Below are 23065 nucleotides of genomic sequence, written 5' to 3' on the forward strand. Positions count from 1 at the left end.
AGATAAACTTGTGATGTCTGGCTGATACTCTCTATAAAAACTCCTAGAGAATCTAAATAGTTTAATTCATTTTCAAATAACATACTTGTAAAAACAATCGGAAAAACAGCTTTCCTTCTATCTATATCATTAAATTCACAGTATTCTCTGGTAAACTCTATTCCATCAAAATCATTATGTGATAAGCATTTAAAGAAGTTATCCTGAATATTTTTTACTTCTTCCCAAAAATGATTTAAATTATTGAAGCATACATCAAATATCATAATTTCTGTAAAATCGCCTATAACGTTATTAATCTGCTTATGCAAAGGTCTTCTTTTAAATAATGTAGTGTTTAACGCAATATTTTGCTGATTACTCCATTTAGACAACACTTTTGAATAAATAGACAAAAGTAGTATACTAGGCCTAATATTCTTCCGAGAGCATAAATTCACAAATTGATTCCAATTTCTTTTCTCAATAATTTTTTTCTTTCTTTTAAAAGTAGGTTTTTTTATACATGCTAAATCTACTTTTACTGGCAGAGCTGGTGTTGAAGGAAAACTTTTAAGTTTATTTAACCAATATTCCTTGTCATCCTGATATTTATGATTTCCCTTTAATTTGTTATAAGCTAACATATAATCTCTATAGGATACTTCTAAAGGCTCTTGAATCTTTCCATTGTACAATTCAGATATCTCTTTAAATAAAAGCTGGATACTAGCTCCATCTGCTATTAACATATCGATATCAAAGAATATTCTATATAGTTTATCACTGATTTTTAAAGCTTTAAATTCAAACAATGGCCATTGGTATGGATCGAAGATTCGTTCGTTAGTTACTTTTCTTGCTTCTAATATTTTGTCTTCTTGGTCTGATTTTTTAAGATAACTCACATCTTGAATAGCTAATTTATAATTCGGTACGTGTTCAAGTATTTTTTGCTTACCATTTGATAAAAAAACTGCACGTAGCATGTGTTGACGCTCTATCACAGCTTGTACACTTTTATTGAATTTTTCAATATCTAGTTCAGCCTCAAATTCTACAAAAGCATGGGTGGAAGTTCCCCCCAGTTCAAATTGCTTGTCTCTTCCAGATAAATAAGCAACTTGAACATTTGTAAGATCAAATTCTTTATAGGCATTTTCTTCATCGCTTAATAAATGTAATATATTATACTCTTTTTTATTATCTAATAACTGAAACTTTTCATAAACAACTTGACAAAATGACAGTACATCTGGGTTGTCAATATAATCATAAAATTCAATATTTATATTATATGTATCTTCAATGGCTCCAAGTAATTTTAATATATTAATAGAAGATATTTGATAATCAAAAATATTAGTTCTTAAATCAACTGAATCATCTTTACTTAATTCACGAATTTTTTTTATTATAAAGTTAGAAATCTCTTTAAATTTATTACTCGTTACTAGCGTGTTATTAATCAATGATTTACCTCCTTATTCTTTAGTCCTACCTCTACCGAATGTAAATAGATTTCATTGCTATTCAAATTAAATTCATCTTTAATTTTATCGAAGTCTATTTCTCCTATGGAGCACGATCCAACATCAAAATATTCTGCTATATTAGCCAATGTAGCTGACATAACACCACATTCAAGAATACCATAGTAATACCCCGCACCCTTATATTTGGGCATGATTACATCACAATCAAGGGTGAAAAAGATAGAGAAATTCGAAGTATTAAATGCACTGTGGTTTATAAAATAATGATATTTTTTTTCAGCCAGTTTTACTCTATTAAGTAAATTGATAGAGTGGCTGTGAGGATTATAAAAATATATCCCTTCCTCAAGATTTTCGACTCTCCCATCTTTAATATACAAATATATGTTGACAGGATACAGTCCTCCTGCACTTGGGTAGAAATATTTAATACCCTCTTGAATTGGAGACTGTTTAAAGACATTTAACAACCGACTAAACTTAGAAAAATTCATCATTTTACTAGTATCAAAATTCCTAGTACTTTTTCTATTTTGAACTAAAGAGGGCAAATCTGAGCATTCCTCCAAATCAATTGATTGAAGAGTATTCTTTGACATAAACCTAGTTAATTGTTTCTTCTTATAAGATTCTATATTTTCTTTGTATAAAAAAAACTCATCGTCATATTCTTGATAAACAAATTTGTTTTGCGTTTCGAAAAGCTCTGTCGGTGTGCTTACATTGCAAACTAAAACTCTATTACGTATTAAATCTTTTAGAAACATTTTTAAAATCTTTGGATTAAAGTCTTTAAAAATAACATATATTTCGCTTAAAGAAATGCCTTTTTGAAAATGAAAATAAATATCAGGAAAAAGTTCAACTACTTTCCCTCTAAATTGAAAATCATTAATAATAATATGGTTATTTTCATTTCTCCAGTGAACATGAGGAGCCCAAAAGTATTTTTTCACGTTAAAAACCTCCATACTAAACTTAAACCAATAATTTATCTTTAATAATTGATATAACTTCTGTAACGGATTCATTAATAAAAAAATGCCCTCCGCTAATCTGGTATACATCAACCTCCTTTGCTGAATATTCTTTCCACCCTTCAACTTCTCCTATAGTTATTGATTCGTCAAACTTGCCCGTTAAAACAGTTAACGTAACATTTGATAATTTTTTTTTGATGTTGTGGTTGTAACTTTCTATTAGTTTATAATCATTCCTTATTACTGGAAGAAATAGTTTCATTAGTTCGTAATTCTCGATAAGTTCCTTGGGAATTCCCCCTAATTTGTTTAACCATTGAATAACTTGTTTATCAGGAAGACCGCTTATAAATGTTTCCTTAGTTAAATAAGGTGCGCCTTTTCCAGATACAAATAAATGCTGAGGAAGATTATCTGTAACCTTCATTAATTTAAGTATTACTTCATACGATATATATGCACCCATACTATGGCCGTAAATCGCATAGCACTTATTATCACATTTTCTTAATATTAATTCTGTAATATCATCTATAGCCTGATTTATTGTTTTGTAGGGATTTTCAGAAAATCTAGAGCCTCTTCCTGCTAGTTCAACAGGTATTAGTTCAATTTCTGGTCCAACTGAGTTACTCCATTCACTATAAATACTTGACAATCCTCCAGCATGCGGAATGCAAAAAAGTTTAATTGGATGGGTCATTAGCTCCTCCTTTTTCAAAAAAAACCATGAAAAACCAACTTTTAAATAATAATAAGGAATTATTGTCTATTTGTAAAGTATTAATTTGGAATTTTAATAGATTTAAAGTAATGGTTATCTTAATACATTTGTTATTTTATAATATATTGGGTCTAATAAACATATTATGAATAATATTGACACAAATGATTTTTTTTCTTATTATGTTTTTAGACATACGTCAAAGTTTTAATTAGATAGTTTTCTAAAAGGAGATGTAAGTATATTGAATTTCAAAAAAATAATCATGTTATCTGCATTATTATTAGGTACATTCATTTCAGTAATGGACACCACTATAGTAAATATCGCCTTACCTAAGATGCTGAATTATTTTTCGAGTAACCTTTCTCAAGTAGCATGGGTGGCTACAGGTTATACTTTAGCTTTTGCGGTTTTATTAGTAGGTGCATCAAAGCTGGCAGACCATTTTGGAAGAAAAAAAGCTTTTATGTTTGGATTAGCACTTTTTATTTTGACATCAGTTATTGCATGTTTGAGCACTTCAATTGAAATGCTTGTCACAATTAGAGTGATTCAGGGATTATCTGCTGCTTTCATTGTACCTGTTACAATGCCTATAGCTTTAGCTATCGTACCTCAAAATAAAAAAGGAATGATCATTGGAATCTGGGGTGCTTTCTCAGGATTAGCAGCTACATTAGGACCTGTACTTGGAGGATTATTAACTGAAAATTTTAATTGGCAAGCTATCTTCTTCATAAATATTCCTTTAGGTCTGATTTCTCTTTTTTTAGCAGCATTTTTTATTACTGAGAGTTATGATGAAACAGTGAGTAAAAAAATTGATTACATGGGGATTCTTATTTTATCCGGAGCTCTCTTCTGTTTAACCTTTGGTTTTGCAAAAGTATCTGACTTAGGCTGGTCATCACCATTAATTATCTCTCTTTTTGTAATCTCTGTATTATTATTCTGTTTGTTTTTCTTTATTGAATCTAAAATTAAAAACCCGATGATTCCCTTATCCATGCTGAAGATACGTACGTTTAGTTTCAGTTCTTTCACCCTCTTTATGCAGGGCCTTGGATTAACAAGCGGTACCCTTATTATTACTTTACTCCTCACTAATTTAATGGGAAAAACTGAATTAGAAGCGGGGTTAATTGTTTCTACATTAGCTCTATCATCTATGTTTACCTCTGTACTTTCTGGAAAGCTATCTGATAAACTCGGGGGCATTTGGCTTTCGGGTCTAGGTATGCTCGGTTTAACAATCACAACATATTTATATGGATACATACGATACGACAGTTCTATAACGTCAGTAATTATTCTGTTATGTTTGACCGGCTTAGCTTTAGGGCTTGTAATAGGACCAGCAATGAGTTCAGGGATACGGCTTATTCCTCCTGAGAAAGTAGGAATTGCCTCAGGTATTCTTAATATGATGCGGACAGTTGGACAAGCGCTAGGAATTGCCATACTTACATCTGTGCTTACAATGAATATAAATGATCACACAGCTACTGCGAAAAAAGAAGCCATTAAAATTGTGGAAAGCAATCAGGTTTTTGATAAAAATGCAAAGAACGAGATAATAACTCACTTAAAGCATTCAGACAGTAAAGGTTTCGATCGAAGCAAAAGTATTGCTGAATTAAACAAAAAAGAGGAAGAAATTCTCTCTATAACCCCGGATCCGTATAAAGAAAAAGTACAAAAAAGCTTCAATATTCAAAAGAAGGAAGTTATGGCTATCCAGAAAAAAATTTCAAATTTATATAATGAAAAAATAAGTGACAGTTTTAATAATACATTCAAAGTAGGCAGTGTAATTCTTATTTTAGGAATTATTTTTGCATTGTTCAGTGATATTTCTCCAAAACGTTTAAAACAACAACAGAAAAACCAGGTAGATATTACGTCCTGACCGTTCCATAATTGTTTCATTGTTCCGCTCCATCATTCATGCTACAATTTTAGGATGCATCTGATGTGAGGGAGGCTTTTTGAACATTGAACGAGAATAACCCTTTTCCTTATTCAAATACGGAAAAACGGTACCATACATTAAATTATCATCTGCGGGAGCATTTCGGGCATAAAGTGTTTAAAGTCGCGCTTGACGGCGGTTTTGACTGCCCGAATCGGGACGGCACGGTTGCACACGGAGGCTGCACATTCTGCAGCGCGGCGGGCTCCGGCGATTTTGCCGGCAATCGGGCCGATGACTTACTCACGCAATTTCACGATATCAAAAACCGCATGCACGAAAAGTGGAAAGACGGCAAATATATCGCATATTTCCAAGCGTTCACGAATACGCATGCTCCGGTAGAGGAGCTGCGAGAAAAATTCGAATCCGTCCTCAAGCTTGACGGCGTTGTCGGCATGTCGATCGCGACCCGTCCGGACTGCCTGCCGGACGATGTCGTGGAATATTTGGCCGAACTGAATGAGCGGACCTATTTGTGGGTTGAACTCGGGCTGCAGACCGTGCATGAGCGGACCGCCCTTCTGATCAACCGCGCCCATGATTTTGACTGCTATGTTGAGGGTGTCAATAAACTGAGAAAACACGGCATCCGCGTTTGTTCCCATATCATTAACGGGCTTCCGCTTGAAAACAGGGACATGATGATGGAGACGGCCAAAGCCGTCGCTGATTTGGATGTCCAAGGCATTAAAATTCACCTGCTTCACTTATTAAAAGGCACACCGATGGTGAAGCAATATGAAAAAGGAAAGCTGGAGTTCCTTTCTCAAGAAGAATATGTAAGTCTTGTATGTGATCAGCTCGAAATCATTCCCCCGGAAATGATCGTTCACCGCATTACGGGAGACGGGCCGATCGAATTAATGGTCGGACCGATGTGGAGCGTCAATAAGTGGGAAGTACTGGGCGCCATTCAAAAAGAGCTGGAAACACGGGGAAGCTATCAAGGAAAGCTCTTCAGAAAGATCGGGGAGGAGACCGCCCTATGACCTTGATGCACATCCTCCCTTTCAGTAAAGAATTGCTGAAGTCCGCCGCACAGGAAGGTGATATCACGGTTGACGCGACGATGGGCAACGGACATGATACATATTTCCTGGCCAGCCTTGTCGGTGAAACAGGACATGTCCATGCCTTTGATATTCAAGCGGACGCACTCGCTAAAACGAAGGAGCGGCTCGGTGCCGACTTCAGTCCGCGCGTCACGCTTCACCATAAGAGCCATGATCAAATAAAGGCATCGCTGCCTGAGGATGCGCACGGTCGTGTGGCTTGCGCCGTGTTTAATCTCGGCTATCTGCCCGGCGGCGATAAAAGCATTACGACAAACGGCCACTCAACCATTTCCGCGATCGAACAGCTCCTTGAACTGCTGAAGGAGAACGGGCTGATCGTTCTCGTTGTGTACCACGGGCATCCTGAAGGCAAGACGGAAAAAAGTGCATTACTGGAGTACTGCAGCAATCTTGATCAGGAAAAAGCGCGCGTGCTGAGCTACGGCTTTCTCAACCAGCGAAACGACCCGCCGTTTATTATAGCGATTGAAAAGAAATCTGCCGGCAAATAAAGAATCGGCCTGACATAAGCGGGCCGATTCTTTTTGTGTTTACTTTTTCTGAAAAATCAATTACTATGAAATAATGGAAAAAAGTTCATCTTTTAAGTGTAACATCTGGGAGGAGCGGCAGTTTGAATATTCTTCGCATCATATTTTCAAGTGTTCCCTATGTGATGTTCGTCATCATTTTATCAAGACATTTAGGATTTGAGTTCGCAAAAACCTATTACTGGTGGTTTGCTGCATTTTTTGTCATCGGGCTGATCGGCAAATTCGCAATGCACCTTGCGGCAAAAAAGAAACCGTTAAAAAAAGAGACAGCGTAAAATGCGCATGTCTCTTTTTATTTACTGTTTTGTTGCAGCACGCCGCGTGTATAAGCGGGATTGTTTGTAAAGACACCATCTGCTTTTTGTTTCAGCATAATAGGCGTCAGCGTATGCTCGTCTTCCTTATCAAAAAACACGTGCACTTTCATCTTATTGTGATGAATACGCTTCACGACTGCTTCATTTGCCAATTTGGCGTTGAGCCCGACTGTATCAGCATACGTTCTGATGGTTTGCAGCTGCTTATCATTTATCTCCTCAGCCTCGTTATCTTTTAATAATCGGACAAGAGGAACTTTTTTATCCATAGATCGAACTTTCTTTAAGCTCTTCCCGCTAAAAGACTCAATGACTGCTTTATGGCTGGAAATCAGCTTATGTTTTTGTAATATGTCAATCAGTTTCTTTTCCATCACCAGGCTGCCGTTGCTTTCTCTTGTCTCAATATAGTAATTGGCAGTTTGTCCGAATTTCTGTATGATTTCTTCTAATGTTAAAATCTTTTCTCCTTTTCCCGCATTCAGTTTCTTAATCTGAGCCAAAGACAGATCATCTGTCATCCCTTTACCATCTGTTGTCCGATCTACCGTTTTATCGTGAATTGCAATCAGATGGCCGTCCTTCGTCTTCCGTAAGTCTATCTCAATATAATCTGCTTTGTCTTTAATGGCACGCGCATAAGACAAAGCTGTATGTTCCGGCTCAATCGCAGAAGAGCCCCTGTGCGCTATCAATACAGGATGATAGCCGGCGGAAGCATGGATGACGGAGCAGCCTCCGGAAATGGAAAGTAATGCTATGACCGCTAAATACTTTAATTTTTTCATAAAATTAAAGTATCATATTCTGCAGGCGCAAACAATGTTTCATTTCATACTTCACGTCATAAATAAAAAACTGCGCCGTCATGATTTACACGAGAGGCGCAGTTCACCCATTACGAACTTTTCGTCCAAGCCATCTTCTGAAATTTGCGGTAGGCTCTTCCGTTGATATAAAAGAAAAATGACGTTTTTCCGCTAGCCCTGATCAGCTTTCGCGCGAGGCGGCCCATTTCTTTTTGGCCGGCGACTTTGTCATCGGATAAATAGACGCCGAGCAGCCCTCTGTTGATCAGCCGGTGAAAATTTTCATGCGGAATGCCTTGCAAATGTTCATCCGCTTTTTCAATAAAATGCTGCAGTCTCTGCATCATTTCTTCATGAGACTGATAATACGTACAGAAATTCAGATCGCCTTCAAGCAGATCCTCTTCCTGGTCAATTAAATAATCAAGCAGTATATGCAGCCCTTGTATGTACGGAAAATAACTGCTGCGGATTTTCTCAGCGGTATGTTCGTTAAAATCAGGCTGGAATGAGTAAGCAACGAGACAGAAAATGCCTAACGTCGATCCGGCGCAGGCCGAGAACTCAAACCACTCCATTTCCGGAAGCTGTGACCGGTACTGCTCAAACCAGCCTTTAAGCCTCGGAACGCGTTCATGCTCAACGACATGCTTATGAACCTGAAGGTCGCAATAATAATCACACAGCTCAAGCAAATAAGGTTTAATGATACCGTAATGTTCTATTGACCCGAGCACCCGCTGGCATGTTCTGACCAGCTCATGAAGATAACCGCCGTCATCCTGCTCGTCTCTGTACTGATAGTACGGCCGCACCTCGGCACCGACCGTCAGCGCGTCACGCATGGAGAGATGAAGCATGCGGAAGTCCTCGGGATCAAGCGAGGTGCTGCGGTCGCACAGATTGTCCAGATAATCACTGATTGTCTGATACGCGATGATAAATTGCACGCATTTTTGTTTCTGTTCTCCCGAAAGCAGGGCTAAAATGCCGCCGCCTTCACAATGAAACGACTTATCGCGGATACTTGCGGCCGCCTGCTGCCGCAGTTCGGTATTTTTAATGGAATCTGATTTTTCCCGCCACATGTTCAATTCCTGATGAACGAGCGGAAAAATTTCCCGATACACTTTTGCCATAAGGTTAAAAGGATGTTCCGGTACTGTCAACATATGCACCCCCAGCGAATTCAAATATACTGATCTGTAAAGGCTTTTGCCGCCTTAAACACAGTTTCTCTTTCCGGTTCATTAAAAATTTCATGATAGAGCCCTTCCCATTCCCGGTACGATTTATTATGGGAAGCCACACCGGAAAACCATTTGCGGACCTTCATTTTATCGACGATTTTGTCATCACCGCCCTGCATAAGCAAAAGCGGCACCTTTAAAAACGCATCAGTCGGCACCATAGCGGCATCAATGGTTTTTAAAAGCTCTCTGTACCATCTTACGGATACCTTCGTGACATATAAAGAATCGTTTTGATCCGCTTCAATCATATCCGCATTCCTCGTTGCCATATCAGGTGATAAACCGGAATCCACTCTGAGGGACGGAGCGAGGACGTTCAGTCCTTTAGACGCAAAATCAAGGACTTTATTGACTTTTATTTGCAGACCCAGACAAGGTGATGATAAAATGAGTGCCGTAATGCGGGGATTTCTCTGCTGCTTAAACCATTCTATCGCAATCAGTCCGCCCATGCTGTGGCCCAAAAGGAAAACGGGCGCTTCAAGCGTTCTCGCTTTATCAATCCATATATCTACTTCATCAATGTATTCTTGGAAAGAGCGAATATGCCCTCTGGCGCGGGTCGACGTTCCCTGACCGGGCAAATCGCCCATCACCACGTTATATCCGGAAGATCTCCACATTTCAACGAGCCATTTATAACGTCCGTGGTATTCGCTTGCCCCGTGGATAATGACAATGGTACCGACGGGCCTGTCTGCTTTCCAAGTCCACATGCAGTTCACCTCTTACATAAATTTAGAGAAAGAAGGATGAGACATGATAATCTACCCTTATAAACAATTTACGCCTGACATACATCCTGAAGCGTTCATTGCGGATAACGCCGTCATTACGGGCGACGTCGTGATCGGAGAACAATCAAGCATTTGGTTCTCAGCCGTCATCCGGGGGGATGTCGCGCCGACAAGGATCGGAAAAAGAGTCAGCATACAAGACTTGAGCTGTCTGCATCAAAGTCCGAACCGCCCGCTTCTTATTGAAGATGACGTCACGATCGGCCATCAGGTTACACTGCACAGCGCAATCATCAAAAAGAATGCTTTAATCGGTATGGGCTCCGTCATTCTTGACGGGGCGGAAATCGGAGAAGGCGCGTTTATCGGCGCCGGAAGTCTCGTTCCTCCGGGCAAAACCATTCCTCCCGGCTGTCTTGCGTTCGGCCGGCCCGCAAAGGTTATCCGCCGGCTGACAGAAGAAGACATACGGGACATGGAAAGAATCAGAACGGAATATGTTGAAAAAGGCCGATACTATAAAACACTGCAAGAGAAATAAAAATAGATCAGCTTTGTTTTACTACTGTACCATTTTTCAAAATATTATTTAAGTAAAAACCATTTGCATTCTCCCGATTGTCAGGAAACAGAAGCAAAATGTTCAGGAATTTGTTTTATTCTTCCCCCGCCGGCCCGATCCTATGAAAAAAAGAGCCCATGTCCCGGGCTCTTTTTTTACGCTTTTTCGGCGAATGTCTGTCCGTTTTCCAGACCTATGTCTTTTCTTTTATGGAAACCTTTCCCGTAATAAGCGGCTAATAATATGCCGAACCAGACAGGACCGATAATGACGGCCACCCGGGTCTCTGCATCAAAAGCCATCAGCACAACGACAAAAGCGAGAAATGCCAATGAGATATATGAGGAAAAGGGATATAAAGGCATTTTATATTTCAGTTTTTTCCGTTGTTCCGGCTGTAAGCTTTTACGGTATTTCATTTGGGAAAGCAAAATAATCGACCATGTCCAAATCGCCCCGAACGTCGCAATGCTCGTCACCCACGTAAACACTTTTGCCGGCACCACGTAGTTCAGCAAAACGCCGATGCATAACGCGCCCGCTGAAACCAATACCGCTTTTCCCGGCACACCGCCTTTTGTGACCGTACCGTATGCTTTAGGCGCTTCATTTTGTTCCGCCAGATTGAACAGCATGCGCCCCGTGCTGAAGATCCCGCTGTTGCAGGAAGAAAGAGCCGCCGTCAATACGACAAAATTAATGATTCCGGCTGCAGCGGGTATTCCGATTTTTTCAAATGTCAAAACAAACGGGCTTCCGCCTGAACCGATTTCCTGCCACGGATAAATTGACATAATGACAAACAAAGCTCCGACGTAAAAAATGAGAATGCGCCAAAAAACAGTATCTATGGCCCGCGCCAGTGATTTTTCCGGATTTTTGACCTCACCGGCTGTGACACCAATCAGCTCAATCCCGAGATAGGCAAACATGACCATTTGAAGCGACAGCAGCACCCCTTTAATCCCATTCGGGAAAAAGCCGCCGTGGCTCCATAAATTGCTGATTCCGAGCGCAACGCCTCCGTTTCCGAGGCCGAATCCGATCATCACCAGACCGATCGCGATCATTGACAGAATCGCCAAGACTTTAATGAGCGCAAACCAGAATTCAAGCTCACCGTACGCTTTGACCGCCAGAAAGTTGACAGCCGTCATAATGACGAGTGCACAAAGCGCCCAGATCCATGACGGCACGTCAGGGAACCAGTAGCCCATATAAATGCCGACCGCGGTGATTTCCGCCATGCAGGTAACAACCCATAAAAACCAATAATTCCAGCCTGTTAAAAACCCGGCAAGCGGACCGAGATAATCTCTGGCATACCGGCTGAATGAGCCGGCTACAGGCTTTTGAATCGCCATTTCCCCTAATGCCCGCATAATAAAAAACATAATCAGCCCGCTGCAGGCGTAAGCGGCTAAAATCCCCGGTCCGGCAAGCTTTATGGCAGAAGCCGACCCGAGAAACAGCCCGACTCCTATCGCGGCGCCCAACGACATAAGCGAGATATGCCGCTCTTCCAAGCCGCGGTGAAGCGTTTTTTCTTTGTTTTGCATAACTCTCCCTCCCCCTGATTTTGACAAAGAAACACAAACCGAGACGAAATAGCCAGAAAACACTTTCCGGAATCTACCCGATTAGTCCTATTATAACCTTTTTCTGAATATTGCGTAATACTTTGTCGAAAACAGAGCGGAATAGACGGTTTACAAAAAACAATAGAAAAAAGGCTTTCGATAACATCGAAAGCCTTTTGGATTAAACAAAAATGACTTCTTTCGGCTGATGATTCAGCTCTTCCGGCACCAGTCTTTTTTCAACATTGATGCTGTGCCAGATCATGAAGATCAGCACGGTCCAGATTTTGCGGCTGTTGTCCGCTCTGTCGGCACAATGATCTTCCAGAAGCTGAAGGACATAATCCTTTTCAATATAAGCATCTGTTTCACTTTCACGAATGATGTTGCGAACCCATTCGTTCATTTCATTTTTCAGCCAGTGGCGGATCGGCACAGGGAAGCCGAGTTTTTTGCGGTTAAGCACATGATCAGGCACTACCCCTTCAGCAGCTTTGCGCAGAAGGTATTTCGTCGTGCCGTTTTTCGTTTTCAGTTCATCCGGAATTTTAGAAGCCACGTCAAACACGACTTTATCAAGGAACGGCACGCGCAGTTCCAATGAGTTGGCCATCGTCATTTTGTCAGCCTTTAACAGGATGTCGCCGCGCATCCACGTATGGATGTCAACATACTGCATTTTATTAATGTCGCTGTATGAACGGCTTTCCGTAAAGTACGGCTTCGTGACATCACGGTATGAAAGCTCTGGATTGTAATGTTTGAGCAGCTGTTTTTTCACGGGCTCTTCAAAAATCTTCGCATTACCGATATAACGCTCCTCAAGCGGTGTGCAGCCGCGGACTAAGAGGCTTTTCCCTCTCATTCCTTCAGGCATGACGGACGCCACATGAAGAAGCATTTTTTTCAGACCGGACGGAATGCGTTCAAACGGTTTAAGCGAAAGCGGTTCGCGGTAAATATTGTACCCGCCGAACAGCTCGTCCGCGCCTTCCCCGGATAACGCGACCGTTACATGTTTTTTCGCTTCTTTCGCGACAAAGTACAAAGGAATCGCCGCCGGATCTGCAAGCGGGTCATCAAAGTGCCAGACGATTTTCGGAAGCTCGTTCATATACTCCTCAGGAGAAATGACTTTGCTGATGTTTTCAATTCCGAGCGCGGCAGCCGTTTCCTTCGCTACGTCAACCTCACTGAAGCCCTGCTGCTCAAAACCGACGGAAAATGTTTTAAGGCTCGGGTGAAATTCTTTCGCAACTGAGACGATAAAAGAAGAGTCAATACCGCCGGATAGAAACGAACCGACAGGCACGTCACTTCTCATGTGGACTTTGACAGAGTCAAAGATTGCGTCTCTGACTTCTTTCACCAATTTATCTTCATCAGACTGAACAGGCTTGAAGTTCGCTTTGAAATATGTTTTAAACGCGATGTCGCCTTCCGGACGGATCGTAAACTGGCTGCCCGGCTCGACTTTTTTCACTTCAGCGTCAAGCGTGCTCGGTTCAGGAACGAATTGGAAAGACATATATTGCTGTAAAGAAGCTGTATCAAGATCAATGCCGTTTTGAGCGGCCATTAAACTTTTTCTTTCAGATGCAAAATATACTTTGTCCCCGATGGTTGTGTAATACAGCGGTTTAATGCCGAACGGGTCTCTCGCGCCGTACATGACGCGGTCAGCTTTGTTCCAGATTAAAAACGCAAACATTCCGCGAAGCTTTGAAGCAGCTTCTTCTTTATAATGACGGTATGTCGCAAGGAGCACTTCGGTATCGGAATCTGTATTGAAAGTGTAGCCTTTCGCTTCAAGCTCTTCTCTCAATTCAATGTAGTTATAGATTTCGCCGTTAAAAATGATCCAATATTTTTCGTCTTCATATGATAAAGGCTGTCCGCCGTTTTCTACGTCAATAATACTGAGCCGTCTGAAGCCGAATCCGACGTGCTCGTCATGATAATACCCATCGCTGTCAGGACCGCGGTGAACGATCATTTGGTTCATTTGTTTGATTAGCTCTTCTTGATCTGCGGTTTGAGTTAATGGATGCTTATTAAAAACACCGACAAATCCACACATAGTATAGCCTCCATAAGTGTAATTTTCTAATTGGACCCCCTTTTTATAGACGCTTTGTTACGCCATTGGTTTCACGCTATGTAAAAAATAAGCATGGCAGCATCTACAAAAAGGGAAAGCCGCTTAAGTAAGCGGCTATAAAATTATTCTCCTAGTGCTTCTTTGCGAAGCGCATCCGCCTTGTCAGTACGCTCCCAAGGAAGATCCACATCATGACGTCCGAAGTGGCCGTAAGCAGCTGTCTGCTTATAGATCGGGCGGCGCAAATCAAGCATTTTAATAATGCCGGCAGGTCTCAGGTCGAAGTTATTCCGTACGACTTCGATCAGTTTTTCTTCAGAAGCTTTTCCTGTATCAAATGTATTGATGGAAATAGAAACAGGCTGTGCCACGCCGATTGCGTATGCAAGCTGCACTTCACAAGAATCAGCAAGACCTGCTGCCACGATGTTTTTCGCTACGTATCTCGCAGCGTATGCCGCAGAACGGTCTACCTTCGTCGCATCCTTACCGGAGAATGCGCCGCCGCCGTGGCGTGCATATCCGCCGTATGTGTCAACGATGATTTTACGGCCGGTCAGACCCGCATCACCTTGAGGTCCGCCGATTACGAAACGTCCCGTAGGATTGATGAAGTATTTTGTCTCTTCATCGATCAGTTCCTCAGGCACGACAGGATTAATGACATGCTCTTTCAGATTGCGCTGAATCTGCTCAAGCGTAATTTCCGGGTGGTGCTGAGTTGAAATGACGATCGCGTCGATGCGGACCGGCTTGTTGTTTTCATCATATTCAACGGTAACTTGCGTTTTGCCGTCAGGGCGAAGGTACGGAAGAATGTCTTCTTTGCGGACTTCGCTCAAACGGCGGGCTAATTTATGCGCCAAAGAGATCGGAAGCGGCATAAGCTCTTTCGTTTCGTTACACGCATAACCGAACATCAGGCCTTGGTCTCCCGCTCCGATTGCTTCGATTTCAGCATCGCTCATTGTGCCTTCACGCGCTTCAAGAGCCTGATCGACACCCATTGCGATATCCGCAGACTGTTCATCAATTGATGTTAAAACAGCGCAAGTCTCCGCATCAAATCCATATTTGGCGCGTGTGTAGCCGATTTCTTTAATCGTTTCACGGACTGTTTTCGGAATGTCAACGTATGTTGATGTAGTAATCTCTCCGCTTACCAGCACAAGTCCTGTCGTTACAGATGTTTCGCAGGCCACGCGCGCGTTCGGGTCATTTTTTAAAATCTCATCTAAGATACTGTCAGAAATTTGGTCACAGATTTTGTCCGGATGACCCTCAGTAACAGATTCAGATGTAAATAGTCGACGGTTTTTACTCATTCACTTTTCCTCCTGAAAAAAGATCTTTTGCAAGACCTTTTCATATGATACGGAACTCGCTCCCTCTTAATACAATGTCATACTATATCAGAGAATGTTAATTGGCATATTTTATGAAATAAAAAAACCTTTTCCACTCGAGGAAAGGGTTTGGTCTGTGTGCCTTTCACTCTTATCGCTCAAGGAAAATATTAAACCTTGCATCAGGTTAGCACCTTGGTTTCCCACAGTGTTTTCACCTGCTTTTTTACAGAGAAACCGGTTGCTGGGCTTCATCGGGCCTGTCCCTCCGCCAGCTCGGGATAAGAGTATCCGCTCAATGAAATATCTTATCGTAAAAGGGCGGAAAGTGTCAATATGAATTAAAGCGATTACGCGCCTTTATTTCGGGAAGCAATGGAAAAACACAAACAAAAAACCGCAAATAGTATAGACTATTTTCAGATATATGTTATACTAATTCCACATTCAGCGAAATACAAATAAACCGGCAAAGGAAGGTTTTTATGAAATTAGTTGATTTAACCGCAGATCTTCAAGCATTACTTGCAAGTCCGAATGTGCATCATAATTTATCGGCTCCAAAACTTACCGAAAAAGTGATCAGCCGAAATGAAGGAACGCTGACATCAACGGGCGCCGTACGCGCCACCACCGGCGCATATACAGGCCGGTCACCTAAAGATAAATTTATCGTCCGTGAACAAAGCACAGAAAATCAAATTGATTGGGGCGCGGTGAATCAGCCCATTTCTGAAGAGGCGTTTGAAAAGCTGTACGCCAAAGTCGTCAGCTACTTAAAACAGCGGGATGAACTGTTTGTGTTTGAAGGATTCGCGGGAGCGGATGAAAAATACAGACTCCCGATTACGGTCGTAAATGAATTTGCGTGGCACAATTTATTCGCGCGCCAGCTGTTTATCAGACCGGAGACGGATGAAAGAGACACGCAAGCGCAGCCTTTCACCATTCTCTCAGCTCCGCATTTTAAAGCAGATCCGGAGACGGACGGCACGCATTCGGAAACATTTATCATTGTCTCTTTCGAAAAGCGCGTCATTTTAATCGGCGGCACCGAATACGCCGGAGAAATGAAAAAATCAATATTCTCCATTATGAACTTCCTGCTTCCGCAGCAGGATATACTGCCGATGCACTGCTCAGCCAATGTCGGTGAAAAAGGCGATGTCGCCCTGTTTTTCGGCCTTTCCGGCACAGGGAAAACGACGCTTTCAGCCGATGCGGACCGCAAACTGATCGGCGATGACGAGCACGGCTGGTCAGATTCCGGCGTTTTCAACATTGAAGGCGGATGTTACGCTAAATGTATCAATCTGAGCGAGGAAAAAGAACCGCAGATTTTTCGTGCGATCCGCTTCGGGTCTGTTCTTGAGAATGTCGTGCTTGATGAAAAAACGGGTGAAGCGGATTACGACAATTCCTTCTACACGGAAAACACAAGAGCCGCATATCCGATTGAGATGATCGGCAATATCGTGCAGCCGAGCATTGCCGGCCATCCGCAGGCGATCGTCTTTTTAACGGCGGACGCATTCGGCGTGCTTCCTCCGATCAGCAAACTGACGAAGGAACAGGCGATGTATCACTTCTTAAGCGGGTACACCAGTAAACTCGCGGGAACCGAGCGCGGCGTGACATCTCCGCAAACGACTTTCTCGACGTGCTTCGGTTCACCGTTCCTTCCGCTTCCGGCGCATGTATATGCCGAAATGCTCGGGCATAAAATCGACGAACACGGCGTTCAAGTCTTCCTGGTCAACACAGGCTGGACCGGCGGAGGGTACGGAGTCGGAGAACGGATGAAACTTTCGTATACAAGAGCGATGGTCAAGGCCGCTATTGAAGGCAGACTGAACCAGACTGACATGACGGCAGACAGCATTTTCGGCCTGCGCAGTCCCGTTCATGTTCCGGGCGTTCCGGATGAAGTTCTTCAGCCTGAAAACACATGGAGCGATAAACAAGCATACAACGAAAAAGCGCTGTTTTTGGCCAATGAGTTTAAAGAAAACTTTAAAAAGTTTTCCCATGCGGACTCGATTGCCAAAGCCGGCGGACCTCTCGTGTAATCAAAAAAGCCAAGGGCGTTTATGCCCTCGGCTTTTGTTTTTTCAGTTTGTCGAATGGAGCGACGTGAGTCTGTATGTAATGCTTGTCCGGCCGTTCGCCCATTCGAGCTTTTGGACCTCGCCGGTGCCGGATTTCTCGCCGGTTTTCGTTTTGCGCACGTCCATCGGAATATCAAGAGGATAGACGCGGTAGCCCTCTTTCTCCAATAAAAAGATATTTTCCTCTATCCGTTTTTCATTGCCTTTTGTCACAATCATGGTATTAAATTCAACAGGCATTCCCAAAATGAAAATCCCCTTTCATTCTCTTATTCTTTATTATCATATCATAAATCAGGCATCTTACCGTGTCTTCATCCATTCCGCCAGCCGCCGGACAATGCGTCTGTTTTCCTGCGGCGGAAAATAATGCGTAAAACCGCTGTAATACCAAGTTTCCACCGGTTTCCCCGCCTCTTTCAGCTTGTCCTCGATCATTCGGGCGTGTTCGATCGAAACATTCTCATCATTCTCTCCATGGATGAGCAGCACAGGGGCCTGAATGCGGTCTGCTTTTTCAAACGGCGAACGCCATCTGTATTCATCCGGCACCTTTTTCGGCGTGCCTCCGATCACCCGCTTCATCATCCGCCGCATATCCTTCCGCTCTTCATAAGTAAGCACCATATCGCTCACACCGCCCCATGATACGAGCGAAGCCGCTTGATGCCCCATTTCAATCGCGGTCAAAAGCCCCATGATTCCGCCCCGGGAAAATCCGAAAATATGCACCCGCCCTTCTCTGACGTTCGGATGCTCCCGAAGCAGGCGGAAAGCGGAAAACGCGTCCTCTCTGTCCTCTCCCGCAAAATCTTCATTTCCCTCGCCGCCCTGGTTGCCTCTGTAATAGGGCGCAAACACGACAAAGCCTTGGGAAGCGAATTGAACGATTCTTCCGGGGCGTACCATGCCGACATTTTTCATGCCGCCGCGCAAATATAAAAAACCGTCATATGTTCCCGGCGCCGCAGGCTCGGCAAGAAGCCCCTTTACCTTCAGCCCTTCTGACTCATAGCATACCTCAAAGAGGCGGATATGCGGACTCGGAGACGGGAACCTTTTCTTTTCTGCCAGCAAAACAATGGCCTCCTTATATCATCAGTTTTTTTATTCTTTCCCAACCTGAATATGGGCACTCACACATTTTTTATACCCATCATACGATATGTAAAGCAGAAAAGGTTATTTTAACGCTTAAAACAAGGAGGTTACACCGTGAACAAATGGCTCAAAACGGGCTGCGTTTTTGTCATATGCGCCTTTTTCCTGCTCATTCTTCCGGCTTGCAGACAGGAAGAAAGTCTGACAAAGGTAAAGGTGGCGGAAGTCACACACTCCATCTTCTATACGCCTCTGTATGTCGCTGAAGCAAAAGGTTTCTTTAAAAAAGAAGGGCTCCAAGTGTCACTTCAAACAACATGGGGCGGAGACAAAACAATGACATCGCTTTTGTCAAACGGGTCTGATATCGCGCTGGTCGGTTCTGAAACATCCATTTACGTGGAGGCGCAGGGAGCAAAAGATCCGGTCATCAACTTCGCGCAGCTGACGCAGACGGACGGCACATTTCTCGTGTCACGGAAGGATGAGAAATCATTCAAATGGAGCGATTTAAAAGGAAAAACATTTCTCGGCCAGCGAAAAGGCGGCATGCCCCAAATGGCCGGTGAGTACGTCCTGAAAAAGAATCACATAGAGCCGAAAAAAGACATTAACCTCGTTCAAAACATTGATTTCGCCAATATTTCCAACGCATTCGCATCCGGAACGGGTGATTATGTGCAGCTGTTTGAACCGACGGCATCCCAATTTGAAAAAGAAGGCATCGGCCATATCGTCGCATCCTTCGGAGAAGCTTCCGGCCAAATGCCATACACAACCTTTATGGCAAAAGAAAGTTATTTGAAAACCAATGAAAAGACGGCGGAAAAATTCACCCGCGCCATCTATCGCGCCCAGCAATGGGTGGAAAGCCATCCGGCCAAAGACATCGCAAAAACGATTCAGAAGGAATTTGCCGATACCGATCCGGCCATTATCGAAACATCAATAGAGCGATATAAAAAACAAAAGTCATTCTCTGCAGACCCAGTTCTGCAAAAGGATGAATGGGAACAGCTTCAATCTATTATGGATGAGGCCGGAGAGCTTCCGAAACACATTCCGTACAGCAAACTCGTCAACACAAAAATCGCCAAAAAAGTCACCTCAGAACAATAGGAGGAACATGAATGTCTTTTTTACATGTGGATCATGTAACACATACTTATTTCTCGCTGAAAGAAAAGACAACCGCCGTGAAAGATATACATTTTCAGATTGAAAAAGGGGATTTCATCTCCTTTCTCGGACCGAGCGGATGCGGAAAAACAACACTCCTGTCCATTCTGGCCGGTCTTATCACCCCTGCGCAAGGCCGGGTGCTGATTGAAGGAAGCGTGCCGAACCATAAAGAACACCAAATCGGTTATATGCTTCAGCAGGATTATTTATTTCCTTGGAAATCAATTGAGGAAAACGTGCTGCTCGGTTTACACATTTCAAAAACATTAACAGAAGAAAAAAGAGCTGAAGTTCTCAGCCTTCTGCCTAAGCTCGGATTAATCGGCGTTGAAAAGAAATACCCGAAAGAGCTGTCAGGCGGGATGCGGCAGCGGGCGGCACTTGCCAGAACTCTTGCACCGGACCCGGGACTGCTGCTCCTTGATGAACCGTTTTCCGCGCTGGACTTTCAAACGAAGCTTTCTTTGGAAAACCTTGTCTTCAGAACATTAAAGGATTTTCAAAAAACCGCCGTGCTCGTCACCCACGATATCGGTGAAGCCATCGCCATGAGCGATACGATCTATTTATTTTCGAATCAGCCGGGCACCATCCACCAAATATTCACCGTGCCTAAGGAGCTCGCGGCTTTAGATCCGTTTGACGCGCGTCAGGATCCGGCCTTTCAGCCGCTGTTTCAAACCATATGGAAGGAGCTGAATTCCCTTGAAAAACAGCAGCGGCACGATTGAACAGCTTCATCAGCAGTTTAAGAAAAGACACCAAAAAGAAAAGCTCCGGATCCGTGCGTATCAGGCCGCCATTTTCATCGTATTTTTTGCCGGCTGGGAAATATCGAGCAGGGCGGGCTGGATCGATCCGTTAATCTTCAGCTCACCCTCCGCCGTTTGCAGGCTTTTAGTTGAAAAGATTGCGGACGGATCCCTTGCGGCGCACATCGGCGTAACCTTAGGAGAAACCGTTCTCGGCTTTTTGCTCGGCACGCTCCTCGGCACATGCCTCGCCGCTTTGTTATGGTGGTCAAACAGGCTCGCCCGGGTTTTAGACCCGTACCTCGTCATTTTAAACGCGATGCCGAAGGTCGCACTCGGACCGATTCTCATCGTGGCACTCGGACCGAATTTCACAAGCATTGTCGCCATGGGAGCAGTCATCAGTGTCATTATCACGACAATCGTCGTCTTTACGGCTTTTCAGGAAGTGGATGAAAACTATATTAAGGTGATGAAAACCTTCGGAGCGAAAAGAAGCATCATGTTTAAAGAAGTCATTCTGCCGGCATGCGCCCCCGCGATTATTTCCGCGCTTAAAGTGAACGTCGGTTTATCCTGGGTCGGTGTCATCGTCGGCGAGTTTCTCGTTTCCGAAAAAGGTCTGGGCTACATGATCATTTACGGATTCCAGGTCTTCAATTTCACTCTTGTGTTCTTAAGCCTTCTGATCATCGCGATTTTTGCGACATTGATGTATCAGGGAGTCGAACTGTTAGAAAGAAAATGGACGAAAGGAAAAATTTAAAAAAGACCCGTGCGTAAACGCCGGGTCTTCGTTTTTATGATTGAAATACGCCGTCCTCTTTCAGCTTTTTCAGACTGATCGGAAGCACCGAATCTTTCATAATGAAACTGAATTTTTTATTTCGCGGGAGATTCTCCGGCAGTTCGCTGAACAGCACCGGCCCCTTTGTTTCAAAATAGTCAGCCTGTTGTTCAAGCTTTTCAATATCGGCAAAATAAATATTCTTCACGATTACCTTTTCCCTGCCGAGAACTTTATACTGTCCGACGTACTTCAGATGTCTTACCGCGGCGCCGGTTTCTTCTTTCACCTCGCGCAGGGCCGCTTCCTCCGCACATTCCATCGGCTCCACTTTTCCGCCCGGAAATTCAAACCCCCGGTCTTCGTGCTCAGTCAAAAGCCACTTATCTCCATATCGGCATATGACCCATACGTGCTTCGGGCTGTCTGAAAAAGGCTGGTGTTCAAAGGAGAGCTGAACAGTGTTCTGATAATAGTCTTTAAACTCGTACATGTTTATCCCTCTAATCCGTTCCTTCATATCTTCCATACATCATACCACAGTTGCGTTTGTTCGGAAGCCCTTTATCAAAAATTCAGAGGAAAACCATCATACCCGCTAGTATAGCCTCCTTTGAAGCAAATGTTACGGTTTGCGCTTGAATTTATTTTTCAAAGTATCCAATAGGTCGACGAGCACCTGCGGAACCGGTATGCCCAGCGAGCTTGCCGTAATCACGATCTGAACCGATTCGTATAAGATATAAAACATGATAGCCAAATTACGGATGGCGCCTTCGGTATGAAGCAGCTGGTCAAAAAAATGGCAAACTGAGACTAATGCCAGGGTCACGATTTTTTTGACCAGCCGCGCAAAAAGCTTTCTTGCGCTCAGCTGCTGCAAAAGAGATTCTTTTAAGCTTGTACTGATAAACTCAATCGCCATGACCGATAGCAAAATCAGAAACGAATACTGAAAACCTCCGAAGAAAAACCCCGCTGCCGACACGATCACTGCAAAAAACGAAAAGATGCCAAAGTCTTTGCCCACTTGATCCAACATCCTTTCACAGAAACGGCCTTACATTATTCTATGAAAAGTGAATGGAACGGACTGGATTTTTCAGAAAAATGGACAACACCTCTCTTCGGCAGCCAAATAAAAGACCGAGTGCTTTATAGCCCCGGTCTTCCCTTGTTGATTATCCCAAATACGCTTTCAGCATCCAGTTATGTTTTTCGATATTCTGGTGAATGGCAAGCAGCATATCACCGGTCGTTTCGTCTCCTACCTCATCTGCGAGATCCATGCCGCTTTTCAGCTCTTCCGCAATGACAGTGAAATCATCATAAATGTTCTGTACCATTTGTTCTGCGCTCTCATTGCCTTCCGCTTCTTTTACAGACGCTGTCTTCAATGATTCCGTCATTGTGCCGATCGGCTTGCCGTTTAATGCCAGCAGACGTTCTGCCAGATCATCAATATATGTAGCCGTTTCGTTATACAGCTCCTCGAACTTTTCATGCAATGTGAAAAAGTCCTTCCCTTTGACGTACCAATGATAATTATGTAATTTCACATACATGACCGTCCAGTTTGCAACTTGCTTATTGACTGCATCCAATAGTTTTTCTGACATGCCTATCTTCCTCCTTTGGTTTACTATTGATATACCCTATATATC

23 protein-coding genes and 1 riboswitch are annotated in these 23065 nt (G+C 43.1%); of the genes, 9 read left to right on the forward strand and 14 right to left on the reverse strand.

All coding sequences use genetic code 11. The features are described 5' to 3' along the window. The 3 genes from D5S11_RS18385 to D5S11_RS18395 all read right to left on the reverse strand — a co-directional run. The coding region (locus tag D5S11_RS18385; RefSeq protein ID WP_241211467.1) for a condensation domain-containing protein at nt 1-1451 on the reverse strand (1451 nt) is incomplete at its 3' end. Further along, nucleotides 1448-2431: a SagB/ThcOx family dehydrogenase gene (locus D5S11_RS18390; RefSeq protein ID WP_012118251.1), complete on the reverse strand. Its 984-nt coding sequence runs from the start codon at nt 2429-2431 to the stop codon at nt 1448-1450. The genes D5S11_RS18385 and D5S11_RS18390, both read right to left, overlap by 4 nt. Before the next feature lie 22 nt (nt 2432-2453). Beyond that, a complete protein-coding gene (locus tag D5S11_RS18395) occupies nt 2454-3158 on the reverse strand; it encodes a thioesterase II family protein (RefSeq protein WP_039063503.1) in 705 nt (234 codons plus the stop codon). A gap of 265 nt (nt 3159-3423) precedes the next feature. Between D5S11_RS18395 and D5S11_RS18400 the strand changes: the two genes are divergently transcribed. The 4 genes from D5S11_RS18400 (at nt 3424) to D5S11_RS18415 (ending at nt 7041) form a co-directional block, all read left to right on the forward strand. After that, a complete protein-coding gene (locus D5S11_RS18400) occupies nt 3424-5091 on the forward strand; it encodes an MFS transporter (protein ID WP_032868306.1) in 1668 nt (555 codons plus the stop codon). An 86-nt stretch (nt 5092-5177) separates the two neighbouring features. Next, nucleotides 5178-6146 carry a tRNA modification radical SAM protein MnmL/YtqA gene (gene mnmL, locus D5S11_RS18405; protein WP_007408822.1) on the forward strand — a complete coding sequence of 323 codons (969 nt, stop codon included), beginning with the start codon at nt 5178-5180 and terminating at the stop codon, nt 6144-6146. Beyond that, a complete protein-coding gene (gene mnmM / locus D5S11_RS18410; RefSeq protein ID WP_032868307.1) occupies nt 6143-6724 on the forward strand; it encodes a tRNA 5-(aminomethyl)-2-thiouridylate-methyltransferase MnmM in 582 nt (193 codons plus the stop codon). The genes mnmL and mnmM overlap by 4 nt, the downstream gene beginning before the upstream one ends. Nucleotides 6725-6846: 122 nt before the next feature. Then, a complete protein-coding gene (locus tag D5S11_RS18415; RefSeq protein ID WP_003152265.1) occupies nt 6847-7041 on the forward strand; it encodes a hypothetical protein in 195 nt (64 codons plus the stop codon). A gap of 17 nt (nt 7042-7058) precedes the next feature. On the opposite strand, the gene D5S11_RS18420 is transcribed toward D5S11_RS18415, so the two are convergent. The 3 genes from D5S11_RS18420 to D5S11_RS18430 form a co-directional block, all read right to left on the reverse strand. Beyond that, on the reverse strand, nt 7059-7871 hold the full coding sequence (locus tag D5S11_RS18420) for a glycerophosphodiester phosphodiesterase family protein (RefSeq protein WP_032868308.1): 813 nt from the start codon (nt 7869-7871) through the stop codon (nt 7059-7061). A 110-nt stretch (nt 7872-7981) separates the two neighbouring features. Further along, entirely contained in the window at nt 7982-9061 is a 1080-nt protein-coding gene (locus D5S11_RS18425) for a tetraprenyl-beta-curcumene synthase family protein (RefSeq protein WP_007408825.1), read from the reverse strand. Nucleotides 9062-9081: 20 nt separating this feature from the next. Further along, the gene (locus D5S11_RS18430) at nt 9082-9861 is read right to left on the reverse strand and encodes an alpha/beta hydrolase (RefSeq protein ID WP_003152261.1); all 780 of its coding nucleotides are present in this window, start codon (nt 9859-9861) and stop codon (nt 9082-9084) included. 46 nt (nt 9862-9907) lie between these two features. Here D5S11_RS18430 and D5S11_RS18435 point away from each other — a divergent pair, with 46 nt between their 5' ends. Next, entirely contained in the window at nt 9908-10423 is a 516-nt protein-coding gene (locus tag D5S11_RS18435; RefSeq protein ID WP_025285156.1) for a gamma carbonic anhydrase, read from the forward strand. Between the two features lie 176 nt (nt 10424-10599). Here D5S11_RS18435 and alaP read toward each other — a convergent pair whose 3' ends face one another. The 3 genes from alaP to metK all read right to left on the reverse strand — a co-directional run bounded on the left by alaP (nt 10600) and on the right by metK (nt 15450). Next, the gene (alaP, locus tag D5S11_RS18440) at nt 10600-12003 is read right to left on the reverse strand and encodes an alanine permease AlaP (protein WP_047936056.1); all 1404 of its coding nucleotides are present in this window, start codon (nt 12001-12003) and stop codon (nt 10600-10602) included. A gap of 202 nt (nt 12004-12205) precedes the next feature. Then, nucleotides 12206-14104, reverse strand: coding sequence for an asparagine synthase (glutamine-hydrolyzing) (asnB, locus tag D5S11_RS18445; protein ID WP_003152255.1), 1899 nt, complete (start codon nt 14102-14104; stop codon nt 12206-12208). Between the two features lie 143 nt (nt 14105-14247). Then, entirely contained in the window at nt 14248-15450 is a 1203-nt protein-coding gene (gene metK, locus D5S11_RS18450; RefSeq protein ID WP_003152253.1) for a methionine adenosyltransferase, read from the reverse strand. 169 nt (nt 15451-15619) lie between these two features. Beyond that, nucleotides 15620-15759, reverse strand: a riboswitch (SAM riboswitch). A 197-nt stretch (nt 15760-15956) separates the two neighbouring features. On the opposite strand from metK, the gene pckA reads away from it, so the two are divergent. After that, complete coding sequence (gene pckA, locus D5S11_RS18455; protein ID WP_007408828.1) at nt 15957-17540, forward strand: phosphoenolpyruvate carboxykinase (ATP); 1584 nt, start codon at nt 15957-15959, stop codon at nt 17538-17540. Nucleotides 17541-17582: 42 nt separating this feature from the next. Here pckA and D5S11_RS18460 read toward each other — a convergent pair whose 3' ends face one another. Both D5S11_RS18460 and D5S11_RS18465 read right to left on the reverse strand, forming a co-directional pair. Beyond that, nucleotides 17583-17825, reverse strand: coding sequence for a DUF2584 domain-containing protein (locus tag D5S11_RS18460; protein ID WP_003152249.1), 243 nt, complete (start codon nt 17823-17825; stop codon nt 17583-17585). A 57-nt stretch (nt 17826-17882) separates the two neighbouring features. Beyond that, nucleotides 17883-18656 carry an alpha/beta hydrolase family protein gene (locus D5S11_RS18465; protein ID WP_032868309.1) on the reverse strand — a complete coding sequence of 258 codons (774 nt, stop codon included), beginning with the start codon at nt 18654-18656 and terminating at the stop codon, nt 17883-17885. A 138-nt stretch (nt 18657-18794) separates the two neighbouring features. On the opposite strand from D5S11_RS18465, the gene D5S11_RS18470 reads away from it, so the two are divergent. From D5S11_RS18470 to D5S11_RS18480, 3 genes are read left to right on the forward strand one after another with little or no spacing between them, the layout of a single operon-like run. Next, nucleotides 18795-19799, forward strand: a complete 1005-nt coding sequence (locus D5S11_RS18470) for an ABC transporter substrate-binding protein (RefSeq protein WP_032871656.1) — start codon at nt 18795-18797, stop codon at nt 19797-19799. Nucleotides 19800-19810: 11 nt separating this feature from the next. Beyond that, entirely contained in the window at nt 19811-20593 is a 783-nt protein-coding gene (locus D5S11_RS18475) for an ABC transporter ATP-binding protein (RefSeq protein ID WP_003152246.1), read from the forward strand. Beyond that, nucleotides 20568-21380: an ABC transporter permease gene (locus tag D5S11_RS18480; RefSeq protein WP_014418698.1), complete on the forward strand. Its 813-nt coding sequence runs from the start codon at nt 20568-20570 to the stop codon at nt 21378-21380. Before D5S11_RS18475 ends, D5S11_RS18480 begins: the two co-directional genes overlap by 26 nt. Nucleotides 21381-21414: 34 nt before the next feature. Here the strand turns inward: D5S11_RS18480 and ytkD are convergent, their stop codons facing one another. From ytkD to D5S11_RS18495, 3 genes are all read right to left on the reverse strand, one after another. Beyond that, complete coding sequence (gene ytkD, locus D5S11_RS18485; RefSeq protein ID WP_007408833.1) at nt 21415-21894, reverse strand: RNA deprotection pyrophosphohydrolase; 480 nt, start codon at nt 21892-21894, stop codon at nt 21415-21417. A 132-nt stretch (nt 21895-22026) separates the two neighbouring features. Beyond that, nucleotides 22027-22431 carry a phage holin family protein gene (locus tag D5S11_RS18490; RefSeq protein ID WP_007408834.1) on the reverse strand — a complete coding sequence of 135 codons (405 nt, stop codon included), beginning with the start codon at nt 22429-22431 and terminating at the stop codon, nt 22027-22029. A 151-nt stretch (nt 22432-22582) separates the two neighbouring features. Next, nucleotides 22583-23020 (reverse strand): Dps family protein, encoded by a 438-nt coding sequence (locus D5S11_RS18495; RefSeq protein WP_007408835.1) that lies wholly within the window; start codon nt 23018-23020, stop codon nt 22583-22585. Nucleotides 23021-23065: the final 45 nt, after the last annotated feature.

It is taken from the genome of Bacillus sp. L75 (genome assembly GCF_003676355.1).
GTDB lineage: Bacteria > Bacillota > Bacilli > Bacillales > Bacillaceae > Bacillus > Bacillus velezensis.